Origin of the sequence: Pedobacter nyackensis, assembly GCF_032678475.1 — a bacterium.
Lineage (GTDB): Bacteria > Bacteroidota > Bacteroidia > Sphingobacteriales > Sphingobacteriaceae > Pedobacter > Pedobacter nyackensis_A.
Genome location: NZ_JAVTSF010000006.1, coordinates 151,725 through 173,668 on the forward strand (window position 1 = coordinate 151,725; position 21,944 = coordinate 173,668).

General features: G+C 38.6%; 13 protein-coding genes. 2 read left to right on the plus strand and 11 right to left on the minus strand.

The genetic code is table 11. From position 1 onward, the window contains the following. Window positions 1-4: 4 nt before the first annotated feature. From R2Q84_RS18765 to R2Q84_RS18810, 10 genes are all read right to left on the minus strand, one after another. On the minus strand, window positions 5-3,367 hold the full coding sequence (locus R2Q84_RS18765; RefSeq protein WP_316818127.1) for a TonB-dependent receptor: 3,363 nt from the start codon (window positions 3,365-3,367) through the stop codon (window positions 5-7). 196 nt (window positions 3,368-3,563) lie between these two features. After that, window positions 3,564-4,760: a FecR family protein gene (locus R2Q84_RS18770; RefSeq protein ID WP_316818128.1), complete on the minus strand. Its 1,197-nt coding sequence runs from the start codon at window positions 4,758-4,760 to the stop codon at window positions 3,564-3,566. 107 nt (window positions 4,761-4,867) lie between these two features. After that, window positions 4,868-5,476 carry an RNA polymerase sigma factor gene (locus R2Q84_RS18775; protein ID WP_316818129.1) on the minus strand — a complete coding sequence of 203 codons (609 nt, stop codon included), beginning with the start codon at window positions 5,474-5,476 and terminating at the stop codon, window positions 4,868-4,870. Between the two features lie 105 nt (window positions 5,477-5,581). Beyond that, window positions 5,582-7,738, minus strand: a complete 2,157-nt coding sequence (locus tag R2Q84_RS18780) for a TonB-dependent receptor (RefSeq protein ID WP_316818130.1) — start codon at window positions 7,736-7,738, stop codon at window positions 5,582-5,584. 94 nt (window positions 7,739-7,832) lie between these two features. Continuing rightward, complete coding sequence (locus tag R2Q84_RS18785) at window positions 7,833-10,328, minus strand: zinc-dependent metalloprotease (protein ID WP_316818131.1); 2,496 nt, start codon at window positions 10,326-10,328, stop codon at window positions 7,833-7,835. After that, window positions 10,325-10,900, minus strand: a complete 576-nt coding sequence (locus R2Q84_RS18790) for a hypothetical protein (protein WP_316818132.1) — start codon at window positions 10,898-10,900, stop codon at window positions 10,325-10,327. Before R2Q84_RS18790 ends, R2Q84_RS18785 begins: the two co-directional genes overlap by 4 nt. Window positions 10,901-10,926: 26 nt before the next feature. Then, on the minus strand, window positions 10,927-12,420 hold the full coding sequence (locus tag R2Q84_RS18795) for a RagB/SusD family nutrient uptake outer membrane protein (RefSeq protein WP_316818133.1): 1,494 nt from the start codon (window positions 12,418-12,420) through the stop codon (window positions 10,927-10,929). Window positions 12,421-12,433: 13 nt separating this feature from the next. Beyond that, window positions 12,434-15,862 carry a SusC/RagA family TonB-linked outer membrane protein gene (locus R2Q84_RS18800; protein WP_316818134.1) on the minus strand — a complete coding sequence of 1,143 codons (3,429 nt, stop codon included), beginning with the start codon at window positions 15,860-15,862 and terminating at the stop codon, window positions 12,434-12,436. A 129-nt stretch (window positions 15,863-15,991) separates the two neighbouring features. Continuing rightward, a complete protein-coding gene (locus tag R2Q84_RS18805) occupies window positions 15,992-17,170 on the minus strand; it encodes a FecR family protein (RefSeq protein ID WP_316818135.1) in 1,179 nt (392 codons plus the stop codon). Window positions 17,171-17,263: 93 nt separating this feature from the next. Continuing rightward, entirely contained in the window at window positions 17,264-17,863 is a 600-nt protein-coding gene (locus R2Q84_RS18810) for an RNA polymerase sigma-70 factor (protein ID WP_316818136.1), read from the minus strand. A gap of 336 nt (window positions 17,864-18,199) precedes the next feature. Here R2Q84_RS18810 and R2Q84_RS18815 point away from each other — a divergent pair, with 336 nt between their 5' ends. Together R2Q84_RS18815 and R2Q84_RS18820 are read left to right on the plus strand one after the other, a co-directional pair. After that, window positions 18,200-19,345 (plus strand): pyridoxal phosphate-dependent aminotransferase, encoded by a 1,146-nt coding sequence (locus R2Q84_RS18815; protein ID WP_316818137.1) that lies wholly within the window; start codon window positions 18,200-18,202, stop codon window positions 19,343-19,345. Between the two features lie 28 nt (window positions 19,346-19,373). Then, window positions 19,374-20,222 carry a prephenate dehydrogenase gene (locus tag R2Q84_RS18820; protein ID WP_316818138.1) on the plus strand — a complete coding sequence of 283 codons (849 nt, stop codon included), beginning with the start codon at window positions 19,374-19,376 and terminating at the stop codon, window positions 20,220-20,222. A gap of 11 nt (window positions 20,223-20,233) precedes the next feature. Here R2Q84_RS18820 and R2Q84_RS18825 read toward each other — a convergent pair whose 3' ends face one another. Beyond that, window positions 20,234-21,604 carry a HAMP domain-containing sensor histidine kinase gene (locus R2Q84_RS18825; protein ID WP_316818139.1) on the minus strand — a complete coding sequence of 457 codons (1,371 nt, stop codon included), beginning with the start codon at window positions 21,602-21,604 and terminating at the stop codon, window positions 20,234-20,236. Window positions 21,605-21,944 lie beyond the last annotated feature (340 nt).

The window sequence follows — 21,944 nt, forward strand, 5'->3', positions numbered from 1 at the left end:
TAAATTAGAAGTTAACCGTTAATCCAAGATTGTAAATGCTCTGAAGCGGATATGAAAGTCCCGAAAACGAGCCGCCAATATTAGACTCCGGATCAACATTAATATCCTTCAGATTATCCCATGAATAAAGGTTCATCGCATTGACAAATATCCTTGCCGTCTTTGTACCCACTTTTCTTGTCCAGGTAGAAGGCAGGCGATACCCAAGTTCCAGATTTTTTATTTTCAGATAATCAGTTTTGCGTACCCAGAAAGTAGATGGGATAAAGTTGTTCCCATTCTTGCTCTCATTTCCATGTAATATCGGGAATTTGGCATTGATTGGATTTTCAGGTGTCCACCTTTCCAGATGATGCGGCCTGATTCCATCCCGATAGGTATAAACGATCTGATCAGAATAAATTTGTCGTCCTCCTAATGCTCCTTGTAACAAAACACTTAAATCAATTCCTTTATAACTTAAGCCAAATGAAGCTCCAAAAACCTGATTAGGCACATTCAGTGTAGGAATTGGCACCCTGTCTTCAGGCCCAATGGATCCATTCCCGCTAATGTCCCTATACTTTAAATCCCCTGGAATTACCGCAGTAAAACTTTGAATAGGACTATTGTCAATCTCCATCTGGTTCTGGAAAAAACCCATCGCTTCGTAACCTAAAGAATAACCTACAGGTAAGCCAATCTGTGTTTGCCAAGGGTACTGTAATTTAGGTTCATCAATTTCCAGGATTTTATTCTTCGTGAAGGTATAATTCAAATTAGAGAATAAATAAACACCGCCAATATTGGTATTCAGTTTCAGTTCGACCTCAAATCCTCTGTTTATTACAGCTCCTTTATTCAAACTCAGTGCGGCATCAATTCCAAAATAATCAGGAATAAGATTTGGACCTGTTAAGATGTCTTTTCTATGCTCCCGGAATAAATCAACCGTTAAGCGGATCTGATCTTTTAAAAAGCCTGTTTCTAATCCTATATTACTCTTCATTGCCTTCTCCCAGGTGATATTGGTATTTCCTACCCTACTTTCCGAATATCCACCAACACTTGTAGGATTATTTCCAAAAGTATAGCCACCACCGCGTGCAAATTCAGATACGAAGAGGTAACGGCCATCGCCAATGTCATCATTACCAACCAGACCATGCGATCCTCTTAATTTTAAATAGCTAAATACCTTATTGTCTTTCATAAAAGGTTCCGCAGACATCAACCAGCCTGCAGAAATAGCAGGAAAAAACCCGTACCGCTTACCTTTAGGGAAGTTCTCAGAACCATTATATCCAGCATTGAATTCTAAAAAGTAACGCTGGTCATAATTGTATTTAACCTGGCTCACAAAGCCTTGATAAACCCTTGGAAGGTCTCCGGTAATGGTTCTGTAATTTCTGTTGGCAAGCGCCAACCCGCTCACATTATGATTCTTAAAACTTCTATCGTACAACAACTTAACATCAAAATAATTGTATCTCGTTGCATTCGTTGCCCCATCCTGGTTCAATGATGTTTTGGCATAATGCTGTACATAAATAGGCTTGTTTGTTGCTTCATCTATGCCTCTGTACCGATAAGATGCCGGCATTTGATATTGCGAAAAATCAATACTACCATAGGTTTCAAAGGAGAATAAACTTTTGATTTTTAGTCCAGGTGTAATAAAGTCAAGCTTTCTTGTTGCTGCAACATTTCCGAAAGTATTTGAAAAGTTCGTATCAGAGTATCCATTGCGGGTAATTATACCATAAGGGTTAATAAAATCAGCACGCATGTTCCCTGAAGCTAATGAACCATCAGGATTGAATACAGGCGTAAGTGCATTGTGCATTTGCGACAAAACCACAAAAAGATAAGCATTGTCATAACGGTCTGCATGAGGCATAGTCCTGTTTTCCAGCCTTGAAGCCAGATCCAGTTGCAAATCGGTATTCTTATCGAGCGTAACATCTATATTAGAGCGGAAATTATAGCGGTCATATTTATATTTAACACCATAAATATTTTGGTCTGCCGCTTTAAAATTTGTCTCCTGTCTCAGATATGATCCCGACACAAAATATTTCACAAATTTAGTCCCTCCGTTTACATTTAAATTCACTTGTCTTTGTGGGGTATATTCTCTGATCATTTCCTTATACCAATCCACATCAGGATACAAATAAGGACTGGTCTGATCTTTAAACAATTGTAATTCCCGATCAGTATAGATCGGTTCCAGTCCGTCGTTTCTGGCGGCTTCATTTCTCAATAAACCGGAGTTATAGCTGTCTAAAAACTTTGGAAAACGTCCGGGTTTCATCAACGCACTTTGTGCATTGACCTGTATGGTTGGAGCACCATCTTCTCCTCTTTTTGTTGTTACTAAAATAACGCCGTTGGCACCTTGTATACCGTACAAGGAGGTAGAAGAAGCATCTTTTAAGATAGATATTGACTCAATCTCATTGGGGTCAATATCCCCAAAGTTCTGGTCCCCTCTCGGCAATCCATCTATTACTACTAAAGGAGATGTATTTCCTGTATAAGTACTGATCCCTCTTATAAAAAGAGAAGAACCATCACGGCCTGGCCTTCCAGAGCGTTGTGCAGTTACCAAACCTGGTATACGACCAGCAAGGGCATTACTAATATTGGCCACGGGACTCTGTTTCAGTTCCTTTGTAGATATACTTGATATGGCGCCTGTAAGGCTGACTTTAGTTTGTTTTTGCCCATACCCCACTACAACTACTTCCGAGAGGCCGGAAGTTTCCTGTTCCATAAACACATCGATTACGGTGCGTTTATTTACCGGAACTTCAAGTGTCTTAAAACCAACACTGGTAAAGACAAGAATCGCATCTGCCGGACAAGTTATTTTAAAACTACCGGAAGCATCTGTCAACACAACTTTCTGCTTATCGGACTTCAGACTTACGGTAATTCCAGGTAACAATCCACCTTTATCTGCAACGGTACCTTTTACAGTAATCTCCTCCTGAGCCTTGGATATGAGTAAGCTTACGGGATTTTTATTTTCTTTGATCAATACGATTTTACCTTCAATCTTATAGGTAAGTCGCTGGTTGCTAAAACATATTTTGAGCGCTTCTTCCAGGCTTACGTTATTTACAACGATAGACACCCGATTACTTTTTTCAATTAATCTGGTGCTACCAACAAAATCGTATCCACTTTGAAGCCGGATCTTTTCCAGTACTTCTTCCAGGGGCGCATTCCGCTCAGACAGCGAAATTTTCTGTGCAAAAGTACTGGCACTAGCAGATATGACAAAAGAAAGAATTAAGGCAATAGTTATTTTCATAACCAATAGGAGTTTTTGGGGCAGCCATTTCCCCGGCATGCCTGGGTTAAAAGCAATTAAATTCATACATTTGAATGAGTTTGGGTTAACGATTGATGTTATCTGTCAATAATATTTGTCCGGATCTTACCGGACGGGTTTAGCTCAAATGATTATACGTATTCCGACTGGTACTCGGAATGCGTTTTTTTTTTGACTACCCGGATTCTGTTTTAACAGCGTAGAATTTTCTTCATGTTTGTTTTGGTTAGTTAGTCTTTGTTTATTTTTTAGTTGTTGTTTCTTTCTTAAAAATTGTAACGTTCGTCCCTTTTATCGTGTAATCGAGATCCTCGGTTTCTTTCAGATAGTTTAAAATCGACGAAAGATTATGATTGCGTGAAACAGCTCCCCAGAACTCTAAATCAGCAATATCCCCTTTCATCTGAACATCAACGCCATACCACCTGGAAACTTTACGCATGATGTTTTTAAGCTTTTCATTTTTAAAAACAATCTTTCCATTCATCCAGTCCAGTGCTGCAGATTCATCTGCCTTCTGTACTGTAAGCTGCTGATCTTTTAAAACGGATTGCTGTCCCGGGCTGAGCAGCACATGCTTGGTACTATTTACATCATGTACCCGAACAGCCCCTTCAAATAAGGTAGTGGTTGTGGCAACCTCATCAGTGTAGCTATTGATATTAAAATGAGTTCCTAAAACTTCTGTTTCCTGACCGGCGGTTTTTACCACAAACGGGCGGCGTTCATCTTTAGACACTTCAAAATAAGCCTCGCCCTTAAGCTCTACTACACGCCTACTATCACCAAAATTTGTAGGGAATTTAAGTTCAGAGGAAGCGTTCAACCATATCTTACTCCCATCGGGGGTAACCAATTGATAAATGCCCCCCTTTGGAGTTGTAATTGAATTATATGCTGTATCACTTTTTCCGGATGACTGCAACAGACAAGTCAGTTTTCCTCCTATAATTTTAGCATAGCTTGTGCCGTTTTTATTAACAACCAAACCTTCGCTTGCATTTTCAAGATCAATAGACTCGCCATTACTTAGGGTAAGCCTTGCCTTATTGCTTCCAGGACCAACATCACCCGAAGCCAGGATCGTATTGCCTAAAAGCTGCTGATCAGCATTAAAGCTAAAGAAATACCAGGAGCATGCAGTGATTAGGCCAAGAACAGCCGCCACCCTAAGGTAAATGTGCCATGAATAGACCTTTTTAACAGGAAGGTCTTCATTAATCTTGCTATTGATCAATTCGCGGTTGTTATTCAGCACATGGTTAACTTCTTCATTATCCTGCTCACCATAATCCTCCGATTCCAATTGAGCAAGGATCATATCATTTAACTCAGTTTCCGCTCCCTTTAATTGGAAATGATCCATCAGGTAGCTAATTTCCTCGGGACTACATTGGCGCGATAAGAATTTTTGATATAATAGTTTTAAATCCTGCATAGTATTGGCTTAACTCTATACTACTATACGCTGCAAAAAAGAAAAGTCTATGCTCTAATTTTTATTTTTTTTAGCTCAACAAAAAGCCTTGTATAAAGCTATAAAAACTATCTCCATATCATATGAACCAATGCGCTAATGATAAAAGCGGGTAACAATATTAGTTTAGAATTACTGATTTCAGCACGCACAAATTGCAATGCCTTAGCCATATGATCTTTAATTGTACCTATCGAAACACCAAAATGCCTGGCTGTATTTTCATAGCTTTGGTTTTCCATTTTAATTCGTCTGAATACGAGACCTCTCTGGGGAGGAAGTTTACTAATCGCCATTTCCAATACCTTATTCGTTTCTTTTAAGGCTATAATCTCAGAAATGGGATCATGAAATTCAGTCATGAGCAAAGCCAGCTGTTCTGTCAGCAGCTTATCTCTTGCAGCTTTCCGATAAAAATCGATCGCACAATTTCGGGCAATAGTGACTAAAAAGCCTTCAAATGGCATATCCGGATCCAGATACGCTCTTTTATTCCAAACTTTAAGAAAAACATCCTGATGAAGTTCTCCGGCAATTTCGGGAATATGCACAAGCTTTTTCAGGTTATAGTAAACCTTTCTTTCATACGCCTGATACAAGACATTAAATGCCTTCTGATCTCCAGACCTCAACTTTAAAAGCAGTTCTTTCTCTATATCAGGAAGGATTTTAGGCATAAGTGTGTGTAAATACGATTTTTATCGCTCAATCAAATATAATACAAATTTCAGCAAATTCATTTGCAAACCTCATAACCCATTTTTTTATATCATAAAATCCCGTTAATGATTAAAATCATCACCATCCAGATTTATTAAAAAACTTAATAAAAAACTTCGTTTTGCGGGAGGCAAAATTTGCGTACTTCGACTTCCGTCATAAGCATATCGATACCCATATACATTCTTTAATCCCAGTACATTATTGACATTAAGATTAAAAGCAGAAAACCCCTTAATCCAACGTGGCAAATGTGTAATCCCTAAACTTAAATTGTGATTGTGCTGAGTTCTATCCCCCATGAATACAGGATTTAAAGGGTTATAGTAACTCCTTCCACTACTATAAGTATAAGTTCCCGAAAATTGCCAGCGAGCGTTGGCTGCAGTCCTCATTGCAACAAGGTTTAACGTATGTTTAGGTGCAAAGGCAGGCCTGGCTAAGGTTTGAAAATCAATATAATCTCTTTTAGTATCAAGATAAGAATAAGAAACATAGTATTCCAGTAGTTCGACACTCTGCTTATCTTTCCAATACAAATCAAAGCCTCTTGCAAATCCTTCACCGTTGTTATTAAATTCATAAATCTCAAGCGGCGGTCCATAAGCCTGAAAACCTGAAAAAACCGGAGTTTTAATTTTCACGAGATGCTGATAATCTTTCACATAAGCCGATATTTTCAGAATCCGAAACTGCAGTTTCAATTCATATTCCAGGGCATACTGTATAGACTTCTCATAATTCAGTGCGGATGTTTGTGTTAAAAAACTATCATCTGGTTTTTGGTAGTACATACCGTAGGAGGCTACAAACTTATTTTCCTGATCAGCCTGAAAATATAAAGCCGTACGAGGTGACAGATTCATTTTATCGAGATGAGAGGAGGACTCCAGTCTAAGGCCTGATTTTAAGTTAAGCTGATCCATAAAATAGATCTCCGACTCTGCAAAACCTGCTGCCAGCACATCACTGTATTTTCTTGATAGCCCGGCATAGCCTTCGTTTCTCGAATTCTCAAACAATTCGGCTCCGATATTTAACACTGAACTCCCTCTAAACTTCCTCGTAAAGGACATTTTTTGATGCCACACTTCATCAGTCTGGTAATAAGTATCCGTATTAACCTTTCCCGACTCCAGGGTTTTATTATAAGATATCCCAGCAAATAGCTTCCAATTTCCACTTACATAATCCTGATAATTGGTATTTACATATAGATTTTTATTCTTGTTGTAAAGCAAATCTTTTAAGACAGAATTTGGATTATCAATGTTGAATGAAAGTTGGGTATCACTATAATCAGCAAAAACCTTGAACATTCCTGTTCCCGAAGTTTTTAATTTATAATGAAGCGAGAACTGTTTTTGTTCAGGGTCTTTATCCCAATCTGTATATTGAGGGACTATTTTATTATACGGAGAAAAGTTATAATAATTCCCGCCCAGCGTTAAAGAACTGTTCTTAAAACGATGCGTATGTGCGGCTCCTACCCCCAGGCTAACTACCGAAAACTCAGTCGAAGATTTATTGGCTACTCCCCTGGTATCCATCGTTAGAATTGAAGATAAGGCCTGGCCGTTGCTTGCACCATATCCGTTAGCAGTGAAAGCTGTTTTATCAAAAATAAAAGCTGAAAACCTGCTTCTGTTGGCCAGATCCGGTAAGCGACTGCCAAAAGCATTTTTCACAAGCATGCCATCAAACAACACAACAGTTTCGGCAGCAGCACCTCCACGTACAAAAAAACCTGTTTCATTTCCTGCAGGAGCTGCCCCCGGAAAAGTTTGTAAAGCAGCAGTCACATCTGCTGCCGCACCAGCAGTCAAAACCAATGCGATTGGACCAAGTGTATAGTTGTGGTTAACCTCAGTCAAATTTCGCTTATTCAAAACCTGAATACCAATCAGGTTTTGGTTATCTTCCTTTAACATGAAATTTACCCGGAGACTGTCCCCTTTGATCGGTAAACGTAAACTATCGGTTTGGTAACCAATTGCAGAGACTTTTAGCAGGTAATTCCCCGATAGATTGGTAACGAACCTGAACCGTCCGATTGAATCTGTTGAAGTGCCAAAATTCGACCTTATTAGTTTAATACTCACACCGGGCATCGGTAGTCCGTCTGAAGACTTCACTACTCCGGATAACACGGTTTGTCCATAGCTTAAAAAATAGGAAACCATAAGACCGGCAAACATAATTGTCGTCTTTCTAAGCATTGTAAAAGAAATTAAAATGATCATTAAAAAACAGCCTCCAGACTAAAATTAGTGAGGAGGCTGTGCGGTTAACTGTTGTGTAGGTGAGAACTTTTTAGCCTTTAATATAAAGCGCCTTGTCAATTCGCTCCTTCAAATCTATTAAATGATATTTTGTAAGTTTGTCATTTGTTTTTGGAATCGAATTCTGAATCTTAACACGCAGATTTTTCAACTCAGCTTTTATGATAGATGGTACATCTGTCTCGGCAGTTTCAACGTTTTTGAAAGTAACAATCTCTATCAGTGCCCCAACGTAACTCTTTTGCAGGTTTCTACGGTAGCTATCCATTTTTATCTGACCTGCGTTTAAATCTTTCCAGATGCTTCTGCGCAATGCATTCATGTGGTCATCCAGCGAGTAAGTTCCTTTTCCAAATCGTTTTGCATTTTTCTCAATCTGCTGCAACATTCCGTCCTTCAGCAAAGTATTTAAAGTCCTGATTTGTAAATTCTCTACTGTATGTCTGCCTGTAGGGTTATCTTTAGGCAAATAAGCAGGATCCATATCGTATTTTTCCATGCCCGAATTAATCAGCCACAAAGGAGTTGTAAATACTTCTCTGTCGAAAAATGCCATTGCTTCAAGTTGTAATTTTCTGGGCACAGCATTAAATGCAGGTAATTTTTCATCTTCGTTCCTAACGGTTCTATGGAAAGCACCTACATTTTTCATCACATGACCTAAATACCGGTTGTATTGCGTGATGATTTCTGTGTGATATATAAGCAGGTTTTCATAAGTACCACCTTTTTCGTATGACCAGGTTTTTAAATTGGGCACAATTCTTTTCAGGTTTTTAATACCGTAGGTGCTTGCCTTAGCCGCATTATCTCCCAGATCTTCTGTTTGTGTACGTGGATCACCGCCTATCCCTTCACCATCACCATACCATAACCTTGGATTTGCTCCAACACGCTTTACTATCCATTCTTTAACAATCTTATTGTCTTCATCTGCGTTGGCTGCAAAGCTACTTTTATATCCCCATTCGATAGCCCATTCGTCATAATCGCCCACTCTTGGAAATAAATACTTTTGAGGAATATGATCTTCCGGCTGTGCTACATAATTAAAACGAGCATAATCCATGATACTGGCGGTATGACCATTTTTCTTTAAATAGTTTAAATTTCGCAAACTATCCACAGGAGTTTTACTGCTTGAACCAAAATTATGACGCAAGCCTAAAGTGTGCCCCACTTCATGACTGGATACAAAACGAATCAGCTCTCCCATTAAATTGCCATCGAACTTAGCTTTCCTCGCCTGAGGATCTACCGCACTGGCCTGAGTAAAGTACCAGCGGTTGAGCAGGTCCATAATGTTATGGTACCAGCCAATATGCGTTTGGATGATTTCTCCGCTTCTTGGATCAGCAACATGTGGTCCATATGCATTTGGAATATTTGAGGGCAGGTAATTTAAAACAGAATAACGGGCATCATCGATTTGCATTGTGCTGTCATTTTCCGGCCATGCTTTTCCAACAATTGCATTTTTAAAACCTGCTTTTTCAAACGCTCCCTGCCAGTCATTTATTCCGTCAATCAGAAACGGCACCCACTGTTTTGGCGTTGCCGGGTCGATGTAAATTACAATCGGCTTTTTCGCTTCAACCAATTCACCTCTTTTCCATTTCTCTATGTCTTCATCTTTTGGTTCTAAACGCCATCTGGAAATAAACGACTTAGATTCAGCACGGTGCTGATCGTCGGCAAAAACATTAAAGAACCTTGAAAAATATCCAACTCTTTTATCAGCATACCTTCTTTGCATAGGCACTTTAGGTAAAACAATAAATGAAGTATTCGTTTCTATACTTGCGGTCGATACACCCGCCACAACCGATTTACCTGGTAAATTTTTGCTCAGCGCAAGTTCTACGTTCAAAGGATAAACATGTACCGATTCTATCTCAACATCTTTCAGCGGACTGGCGGAAATCTTTTTCAATATTTCTGCTGAGGGTCCTATGCTATTGATGAAATTCATTTCGGTTAAAAACTTAGACATGTCAATTACATAACTGCTGGAATCTTTAGCATAAGCTTTAATCGGAAATGTAGCGATCATCGGGTCAAGGGTTGCTGCTCTTACTGCCTTACTGATGTTGCTGCCTGGATCTGCTTCATCAACAATTAATTTTAACCGGACCCTGATTGATGAATCTGGTCCCAATTCAAAATTGATTAAGTTCTCATCCAGCATTTCGCCGGCATACATTCCTGAACCAGCAGGTGACTTTTTAAGGCGATTGATAACCAGAATGTCTCTTTTTAACAAACTATCGGGTATTTCAAAATAGATGGTATCCCTATAACGATGTACGCTAAACAGCCCCTTTTTGCTGTTAAAACTCTTATTAACTACGCTTTCGTAAGATTTAATTTTTTTATTTGGGTTGATCTTTGGCCTTACCACCGCTTTAGTCGTATCGGTCAGTGCCATTTTAGATTTTTTACTTTTTCTTTTTTGTGCTGTTGCAAAAAAGGAAGTAAAAGTCATTAAACCAATCAATAGCAGCTTACTGCATGTCTTAATTTTCATTGTGTGTTTTTTTCGTGATTAATATTTAGGTTTTTCTGTTCTATTTTTCGGGTGCTTATTTCCGGAAGACTGCTGAGCTCAGTTTTAATTTTTTCTGCTCTTAAAACCGAAGCTTCATCCCATAGGATAATTACTGGTAAGGCAAAATCATCTTCTTTTTCCAACACATAATCCTCCCTGAAACCCGATTTTTTTCTATCTGCTCTCAGATCAAGCAGCACACCATCACTTTTGGCTTTGGATAACTGCGCTAAAAACTTTTCTGCCAATGGTCTGAACTTTTCCAGCCGGCTTAATAGTTTTTCGTCGGCTTCCAGATCAGGTAATGGAATCTGCAGCATCTCTTTTGTGTTTATACCATCACTTGTGTCTTCCACAGGTTCTTCGGCACCTATTCCACATGAAGTATAACCTTTGATACCTGGATTCTGCCTGGAATGGTCAATCTCAAACAGCGTTTTACGCTCCTGATCTTCAGGTACTTCAAGGCTATATTCGCATGCAGAGAGCAGCACACTCAGGGAAAGTAAGGCCAAAGCCTTCCCTCCCTTCATTAATAAATAAGGTTTCATTGTTTTATATGTTTTTGTGTATTTGCTTAGTAGCCGGGATTTTGGGTTAAATTAGAATTTGCCAAAATTTCATTCGGCGGTATAGGGAATAACAACCGATTTAGAGTAATGCCGTTCTTTTCCGGAATTATAGACAATACTGAAATTGCTTTACCAGTTCTTTTAAGATCAAAAAAACGATGTCCCCATTCAGCAAACAATTCTATTCTGCGCTCCTGTGCGACAGCGACAAGCAAACTTTCCTGATCTACCGCTGGCGTATTTCCCAATCCAGCCCTTTTTCTGATTTTATCAATATCTTCTTTTCCCAAAGCGATTTTATTTTGCATTGCCCTGGCCTCGGCTCGGATAAGATATATTTCTGCTAACCTCATCAATACATAATTGGTCCGCTCTATAACAGGATCGTTTGGATATTTAAACGCAAAATACATCGGTTTTCCAAAATACGGCGCCACATTTGGCGTACCATTGTAATTGGCCCAGATGGTTTTCCTATTGTCTCCCGCTTCAAAAGCGTTAACCAGTCCATCGTGCAAACCAATTCGAGGTTGTACCATAAGTTCAATCTCTTTATAAAAATCTGGATCTAAAAATAAATCGCGGTCTGCAGGAGGAAGAAAAGACAATGCATAAAGTGGCGACAAATTTTCTGTCTCGCTAATCATACCTACGCTAACTGATGGATTTACAGACAACTGAAAAATGGTTTCTTTACTATTAGGCTCAAAAGTATTTTGCAAAGTTTCCAGCTGAAGCGCCGTAGTAGAAATCACCGCATCTGCATGATTTTCAGATTTCGCCCAATCTTTTGTATATAAATAGCACCGGGCCAGCATAGCTTCTACAGCTGACTTGTTCACCCTGGTTTTAGCCGTAAATCCTGCAGCCCGGGGATCAGAAAAGAGTGCCAAAGCCTCCGTTAAGTCCTGTATAATCTGCTGGTATACCAGTTCAGGTTCTGCTCTTTTTAATCTGATGGTTTGTGTATAATCACTAGTCAGCGGTAGAGGGATTGCACCATAGAAATTAGTCAGGTAAAAAAAACCATAAGCCCTGAGGAATTTTGCCGAGGCCTTAAGTTCAATACGTTTAGCTGGAGTAAGTTGTGACGAAACCGATGCTGATTCCCCATCTAAAATAGCATTGGCAGTATAAATGACTTTGTAAGTCTGTTGCCACAAAACCGATTCTAAAATATCATTATCCACAAGAATCTGATTCTTAAATATTTCGTAATCTAGCGGGCTATTTATAATATTTGTCACGTTAAACTCGTCTGCAGCCAGTCCACCATAAACTGTTGCACCTCCAAACATCATTTTAAGTGTCCTGTCGCCTCCGATCATCTGGCTGTATATGCCAGCGAGTGTTTGGTCAGCCTGGGCATCAGTATTAAAAACTTTGATACTCGTTTTGGTATCTATTGGTTCATCTATTTCTACCAGTTTCTTACAACCTGTGCTCAAAAAAACAGTTATACAGGCAACGTAAACAAAAGATTTATATTTCAATTTCATGATTCTCATAATCTTAAAAACTACAATTAAAGCCCATAGTCAAAGTTCTCGACGATGGCATATTACCAAATTCCTGTATCTCGGGATCCATTCCTTTATAATTGGTAATGACAAATAGATTGGTAACGTTCACATTCAATGAGAGCGATGTTATTCCCAAAAACTTCAATTTATCTGCTGGCAATGAATAACCAAGGTTAAGATCTCTCAGACGGAAAAAATCTGCATCTACAAACATCAGATCTGATGTAGCCGCAAAGTTATTGAGTTGATTTTCCTGGGTTGTATATTTTGAATATATCGCCTGGTCACCGGGCTTATGCCAGCTATTTTCATATTGATACAAGCTTGAATTTGAGTTACCAGAAGAGCCGAAACTCATTCTACCTTTTTGTTTTACATAGTAAAATCTTGCAGACAGCATAAATTTATTAAACCTGAAGGAATTTGACCATCCTCCAAAAAAATCTGGTGCAGTATTGATTGCCAATCCCCGATCGTCTCCCATTGTACCCACGGGCACATTATTTAAGTATTTAATTTCGCCATCACCATTGTAGTCATAATAAGTGTAATTTCCCGTTTGGGGGTCGACACCTGTATTTTTAAATACATAAGTATTATTTAACGATTGTCCGATTTTATAAGCTGAATAATATGGCGACTCTTCCAATCTTGGATAACCTACCAGTATATTTTTATTCTTCGAGAAGTTAATTGAAGTAGTCCATCCGATTGTTTTTGTATTTACGACCCTCGCTGATAAGCTCAACTCTAAACCACTGTTTCTTACTTCTGCAGGAGAATTTAAAACTACTGTAGAAAAACCGCTATAACTTGGTATAGGGAAATTCAGCAATTGATTATCGCAGTAATTGCTGTACCATACAACGTCCAAGCTTACCAGGTCTTTAAAAAATGCCAGTTCCATGGCCAGTTCCGATTTCGAATTGCGTTGCCAGCGAAAATCTGCATTGGGTTGTATTTGTGGTATTACCGGGCTCACTCCTTCGTACGGATAAAGCTTACCAGAAGGGCTTTCACTTCCCCACTGGGTTAAATACTGGTAATCTCCTACACCATCACTTCCCAGAATACCATAACTACCTCGAAATTTGATGAAACTAATGGCCTTTGGCAACCTGTCTTTTAGCCATGATTCTTCAGATGCAATCCAACTTGCTCCGATGGAGCCGAAATTTCCGAAACGATTGGCAGCCCCAAAGCGACTACTCCCGTCTCTTCTGGCATTTAAATTCAAAATATATTTATTCTCCCAATTGTAACTTAATCTTGCAAAGATACCGGCATATTTGTATTGTCTTATTTTCTCTTCACTGTTAAATTCTGCTGCAGAATTCATGCTGGTCAACTGGTCATCTGAAAGAAAACCTCTGGCCCGTATGCTAATGGAGGTGGTTGAATTATGTTGTACGGTAGCGCCGGTCAAAACATTAAGACTTCCTTTTCCGATAAACGCATTGTACTCCACCTGTGGTTCAACAATGATATTTTTAGCGGCCGTAGTACCCCAATTTATATAAGAGGTAGGATTTACGGCCAGTGGTCCAAATGAAGAAAGCGGAGTGGTTAACCGGACTTCTGAACCACTGCTATTGTAACCAAGATTCAATCTAAATGATAAATTCTTTAAAGCTGTATAGCCTAAATTTAATCCGGCATTTAACAGGTTTGTTTTCAAATCCGAAGATTTTTTCATACTTGTAAATTCCTGCATGTCAGTTTTCCATGCATCAAAGTTGAGCTCACCATTTTCTTTGTAAACATCAGGAGCATTTGGAGCAAGTCTTGCAATATTACCCAAAAGGCCACGTACATTACTATTAGCAGCCGAAAACTGAGCCGAAAGATTCAAATCAAAACGCTGGTTCTTACTTTTATGTGATAAATTAGAGGCAAAAGACAGACGCTGATTTTTTCCACTTGAGGTCGTGATGTCGCGCGTACTGTTTAATCCCGTTGATATTCTAAAATTTGTATTGGCATCTCCACCGGATAAACCTGCGTTAAAGTCAGTCCATTTTCCAGTATTACCCCATGTATACTCCTGCCAGTCTGTATATCTGTTCTGATCATAAACCATCAATTCAGGTGCATTCGCAGCGGTCGGTGTAATGCCATCATTTTTTAAAGCCTCACGTCTCATTTCTAAATATTGTTCCGTATTTAACATGTCCCATTTAGCAATCACGACCTGTACTCCCTGCTTTAAGCCGGCACTAAATTTAGTTTTACCTACATGTCCCTTTTTTGTTGTAATTAAAATTACACCGTTTCCTCCCCTGCTACCATAAATAGCTGTAGCGTCTGCATCTTTCAATACTTCAATCGATGCAATATCGGCCGGATTTATATTATACAGTGGGCTAATTCCACCAGCGAGCATATTTTGATCGAGGCCCGAAGAAATCGCACCTTGATTACTGGTACCTGCGCCTGTGAATCTATTGCCCAATACGGTCAATGGTACACCATCCACGATGTACAAAGGCTCCGAAGTAAAATTAGAATTGATGGCACTTCGTCCCCTAAGTTCTACTTTTGGTACACTAAGCTGGTTGCCATTCTGAGCTTTAATTTCAAGTCCGGGCACCAGGCCCTGAAGGGCAAGCAACGGATTTGAAATTGTCTGTTTTTCGATATCATCAGCAGTAACACTAACAATATTCCCTGTAGCTAAACGCTTCGTGGTTTTTCCGTATGCTTGTACCACTACAACGTCAAGCGCATTGGTGGTCTCTTCCATTCTAATAAAAAACTCCCTTTCTTTTCCTACCGGATAATATTTTGTTACATAACCAATAAAACTACAAACCAGCGTATCTTTTGGTAACACATCTTTGATTTCAAAACGACCATAAGAATCAGTATAGACAGCTTTTTTAGTCCGCTTAACCATTACTGTCGCACCCGGAAGTCCTTCGAGGCTATTAATCGATGTAACCAGTCCCCGTACTCTATTGTCCTGAAACTGGTTGGCGATTTTTTCGCCAAGTTCTTCTATGATAGATTTTTCTTTAATTAAAATCGTTTTTTCCTCAATCTTATAAGTAAAGCCCGTACCTGTTAAGCACTGCCTAAGTGCATCTGCAAGTGTACCATTATTCACATGAATGTTTATACCGGATTGTTTCCTGATCACATTCGCTTCAAATAAAACATCATAATTACTTTGCTGACGAATTAATTTTAAAGCCTTTTCTAAGCTGATATTGGTTTGGTTGATGGTAATTTTCTGGCCAAAACTATTGGCACTCACCTGTAATAAGGTGCTCAATGCAATAAAAAAAATGAGTTTAATACGCATAATTATTTTTCGCCTTAAAGAAAGACCGAGCCGGTTCAGCTTCACGTCCGGGCATATACTCAATTTCTTCATGCCGGAATTTATTCCGCATGAGAAATTACTACTAAAATTCATACATTTGAGTTGTTTGGGTTATCGGTTTAGTTGTTTGTTCGCATAAATAAGTAATCAGGGATGATCCAACGGATTTCAGGAGTGTTAGTCGCACTCCTGATTTATTCAGATTCCCTGTGTAAAGTAGAGTTACTTCATCACAGTTATCCTCCTTCCTTCGATTTTAATATGTATATCCGCAATTGGTTCAATAATTTTAATCACTGTTGAAATATTTTTCCCACGTGATACCCAGCCACCCAATTTGATGGATTTCGGATCAACATCCTGAAAAACAACATCCACGTCATACCACCGTTCTACTTTTTTCATCACACTGGCCAGATCTTCATCTTTAAAAATAAAATCTCCGTTTTTCCAGGCCATAATACTTTCCAGATCTGCATTATTCATTTTTAACTGGTTATTGTTTAGGTTTAAAACAGCCTGCTCACCAGGTTTCAATAATAAGACATTTGATTTACTTGTTGTTTTTACCCGGCCTTCAAGTAATGTAGTAACCTGAGTTTCCTCATCATTATAGGCATTTATATTAAAATGCGTACCCAGAACCTCTACCTCTTGTTTATCTGTATGTACAACAAAAGGCTGATTTTCACGATGCGCAACTTCAAAGTAAGCTTCGCCACTTAACATCACTTCTCTTCTTTTATCTTTAAAGGCATTTGCATATTTGAGAGTAGTAGCAGCATTTAACCACACTTTGGTACCATCCGGAAGGCTCACCTGAAACTGCCCCCCCCTAGGCGTCTCGATCGTATTTATTGCACTCTTTTCACCTTTATCCTGAGCACTAACATTATAGATCAGTTGCCCGTCTTTTGTTTTAGTAACCTCAACTCCTTCTTCAAAAGCCTGCATTCCATTTTTTAGGGTATCCAGCAGTATCACTTTTCCATTCCCTAAAACTAACCGTGCTTTGCTTGCTCCCGGACCAATGAAATTCGCTGCCAACTCTTGTTCTTTTTTATAGGCATTGATCTTATAAAAATAAAAAGCAGTTCCTAAACAAAGTACAATGCTTGCTGCGACGGAGATATTGGCCCATAACTTTTTCCGAACAACAACTTTAATTTCCTTAAGTGCCGGCCTTGCATTCAATACTACATTCAATATCTTATTTTCAAGTGCTAGAGAAAAAGGGCTTTGCTGTGGTTTAAAATTTCCATAATACTGATCAATCAACACTTCAAGCTGGCCGTCAAAATTACCAGAATCTATAAAATGCATAAATTCTTCCATTTCTGCATTGCTGGCTTTCTTAATGAAATGCTGTTCAAATAAATAGGAAAATCGGTCTTCTGTCATAATTTATTGAATATGGCTAAAGAAAATCAGCCGCTTCTATACTAAAGAGTTAAAACGGAGTAAAAGAGGGGTAATGAAATTAAAATATTTTTTTTAATGTAAGATTACCGTGCTGGTCAGGATCAGAATAATACTAAGATCAGCCCCACCGCTTACATCTTTTCTAATAAACTGTACTGCAAGTTGAATGTGCTTTTTAACCGTTTCGGGAGACAAGTTTAAAGCTTTTGCAATTTCTTCATGCTTTAATCTTTCGTATCTGCTCATTTTATAAACTTTTTGCTGTTGTTCAGGTAATTTATTAACTGCAATCTCTATAAGCTTCCGATATTCATCAGCAGGATTAGCTAATTCTTCTAATTCCAATTCATTTATAACCTCTTTTTCAAATGCAGCATGAGAAACATGCTTCGCAGCGATCTTTTTAAGTACCAGCAAAGTTTCATTTCTACATAATATATATAGATAACCACTAAAATTCTTAATGTCAGTCAGCGTTTCCCTCCTTAACCAGATCTTTATGAAGGAGTCCTGAATTATCTCTTCCGTCAAATCCATTGAATCTGTTAATTTATAGACAAATTCAGCAAGGGGTTTCGAATACCAATGAAATAATTCGGCAAATGAACGTTCATCTCCTTCTGCTATTTTTTTTAGCACATAGTCTTCATTTTCCAGTGGTTTAACTGCCATTATTTAGTTACCCTTTTTGATCGAATTACAGGAAATCAATATTATAAATAATTTAGCAATATATCACCTGTTTCAACAGAATGATAAAAATTTGTCTTTCTCTCTGATAATTATTCTAAAGATTACTCAAAAGTTAAACATTATTATAAAAATTGTTACTTTAGGCTGATTTAAAATTATCGGGGATTATATTCAACTTTCTTGAATTTGCTAATTTATGTTACTTGTAATATTCAAACCAATAAGTATCTATTTTTTAGACAAGATAAATGAACTTATACTTACCCGAAATGCTGTATAGTGAAAACAAGCAAGTCTTGATAAAAACGTTCAATAATGATTGCAAAAAGACTGGAGGGTATTAGCGAGTACTACTTCTCCCAAAAACTAAGGGAAATTGAATCCCTGAATAAAGAAGGTAAAAATATCATCAACTTAGGTATTGGTAGTCCGGATCTTCCACCTCATCCCGATGTGATCAGAACATTACAAGAAGAAGCTGCCAAACCAACTGTACATGGTTATCAGGGATACAAAGGGATACCTGCATTAAGACAAGCTTTTGCAGATTGGTATAAACAATGGTACCAGGTAACGCTTGATCCCGATACAGAAGTATTACCGCTACTTGGCTCAAAAGAAGGTATCATGCATATCTGTATGACCTACCTGAACGAGGGCGATGAAGCTTTAATTCCTGATCCGGGATATCCTACCTATGGTAGTGCGGTTAAACTGGCAGGTGGAAAGCCTGTAAACTATCTTTTGCAAGAAGAAAAAAACTGGTATCCTGATCTGGAAGCACTAGCTGCAACAGATCTAAGCAAGGTTAAGTTGATGTTTGTCAACTACCCCCATATGCCCACAGGACAACAGGTTAGTGCCGGATTGTTTGAAAACCTGGTAAGTTTCGCAAAAGCGCATCAGATCTTGCTGGTGCATGACAATCCGTATAGCTTTATTCTAAATGACAATCCTGTAAGTCTCATGTCTGTGCCCGGTGCTAAAGAAATCGCCTTAGAACTAAATTCATTGAGCAAATCGCATAACATGGCCGGTTGGCGGATTGGTATGCTTTGCGGCTCAAAAGAACGAATTGAAGAAGTGTTGAGATTCAAAAGTAACATGGATAGTGGTATGTTTATGCCACTACAACTGGCAGCAGTAAAAGCCTTAAGCCTGGGTGCTGACTGGTATAGCGATATCAACAGTATCTATGCAGAAAGAAGAGCAAAAGTATACCAGATCTTAGATCTGCTTAATTGCAGATACGAGCTTACACAGGTTGGTTTATTCGTCTGGGCAAAAATTCCAGACCACTATGAAGACGCCTATGTCCTTAGCGACGAGATTCTTTATGGAGCAAACGTTTTCCTAACCCCGGGTGGTATATTTGGCAGTCAGGGCAATCGACATATCAGGATCAGTCTTTGTGGCGACCTATCCAGATTTGAACAGGCAATCACCCGAATCAGCAAATAATTTAACGCTTATATAATCAAATTAAATAATGAATATAGCAGTAGTCGGCCTCGGACTAATTGGTGGTTCCATGGCTTTAATGTTAAAACAAAAAGGCTTTGCCACAAAAGTATACGGTGTAGACAACCAGGAGACACATACACAAAAGGCGCTGGAACTTGGAATTGTAGATGAAATAACCGATTTGAACGGCGCAATAGCCAATAGCGACCTGATTATCCTAAGTGCACCGGTGAGTGTTTGTACGGCATTATTACCACTTGTACTTGACCAGATAAAACATCAGATTGTGTTGGATACCGGTTCCACAAAAATGTCGCTTTTAGATGCAGTAAAAGGTCACACCAACAGAGGAAGATATATCGCTACACACCCAATGTGGGGAACAGAATTCAGTGGACCTGAAGCTGCAACTGATCAAGCCTTCACCGGGCGGGCTAACGTCATATGCAATGCGACAGAAAGCGATAAAGATGCTTTGGCAACAGTTGAGCAATTATACACCTTACTAGGCATGTACAACGTGTATATGGAAGGAAAAGATCATGACGTACACGTGGCTTATGTCAGCCACATTTCCCACATTACTTCCTTTGCTTTGGCGAACACTGTACTGGAAAAAGAGAGAGAAGAAAATGCCATATTCGAACTAGCCAGTGCGGGTTTCGAAAGTACAGTAAGGCTGGCGAAAAGTAGTCCTGCAATGTGGATGCCCATTTTTAAACAGAACAAAGAAAATGTGCTCGATGTATTAAACGAACATATTACTCAGCTTAGGAAATTCAAATCCTGTATTGAAAAAGAAAACTGGGCATACCTTACTGAGTTAATGGAGAATGCAAATAAAATTAAACATGTATTAGATAGAGATGAATAGGGTCGCAGACTCTATTCATATTTTTTTGATATCATTGGAACGAAAATGAAAAAGCTGGAACCTAGCCCAGGCTTACTTTCAAAATCTATACTACCGCCTTGTCGTTCAATAAACTCTTTACACAGTAACAGCCCCAAGCCCACGCCTTTTTCATTATCCGTACCATATGAAGGTTCAGATTTAATAGAAAAAACCTTTTTCTGTTTGTCTTCAGGAATACCTTTTCCATTATCGCTAACTGTTATTTTGCACTGATCTAGTATTACCTCAGCTTCTATACGAATTAATCCTCCCCGCGGAGTAAATTTCACAGCATTACTAATCAGGTTGCGTACTACCAGCTGAAGCATATCCACATCAGCTATCACCATCAATTCAGGCGAAACGCAATAGTTTAATGAAATATCTTTTTTCAAGGCATATGCTTTCTCCATTTCCAACGTACCTTGTAACACTGTAAGGAGATTTACCTGCACCACATTCACATTAGGCCCCTCCATTTGCGATTTTGACCAATTCAATAAATTGGAAAGCATTTCCATTGCATTATTGGTAGAATTAAGTAAAGCTTTTTCTAATACAGGCCGATCTGAGCTATCCAGTTCATTTGCATTCAATAGCTCAAGATAACTTTGTATGTTCATAAGCGGCGTCCGGAGGTCGTGCGATATGATAGACATTAGCTTATTCTTTTCCATATTGCTTTGTTCCAGTTGTTCTTTTTGCAACAAAATTTGCTCCTTACTTTTTTCAACTGCTAAAGTCTTTCTCTCTGTGATTTGACGTTCTTTATCATAACTTCTCCTAAGATATCTGATGATAATAAAAACGGCAAATACAGGCATTGGAAACGCAGTCACCCGGTCAATAAACTGTCCCCTGCCGGCGCCAAATGGATATTGCACCAAATCTGGATAATAATACTCAACAACATGCAACATTAAAAAAAATGCCAGATACATGATCAACCACCTGATATGCTGATGGTAAGGCGAAATGGCAAGCACCAATAACAGGTGAACTGGCCAGATAAGATCTGTAGAGCCATGAATCCCGGAGTTAGAAAAATAATTAATTCCAAAAATCACTAATCCTGACAGCGCAAATATTGTACTACTGTGTTTTCTACCAAGAAACCTGGAACAATAGTACTGATAGGAAAAGATCGAACTAAGTATCAAACCAGAAATGGCACCGATATACAATCCTGCGTACATATTGTAAGGGACATAAATACAAGCCAGAAAAATCAAACCAATAACAATTGAATGAAATATTCTACTTTCTAATGAGAACATTGATCGGCTGCCTATTAACTCAACCCAAAAATTATCCTTTTTTAAGAATTGACCACTAAGCACACTGAGTTTGAGTTTTGGCATGAAGTAATTTAGAGTACAATGTCAATCAAATTTAATATTATCGTTTTCAAAAAACAATGTTTTTCTAATGTTCTGGAATACTTAAATACACCTCGGCAGTATTTAAGATTCAATTCATTAGGACTAAACACATTAGCGTACCACAACTATGCTATAACAATAATTCTTCAACATGAATAAGACAAGCATTGACAAAGCCACTTTTTTTGTGAAATTTTTTCTTAACAGTTAATTCACGTGAGTATCTGCGTCCAAAATTACTAGGGTGTTAGTAGGGCGTTAGTAGGGCCTTGCTTTACCCCCTAGCCCTACTAAGGCCCTAGTAATGCCCTATTAAGTA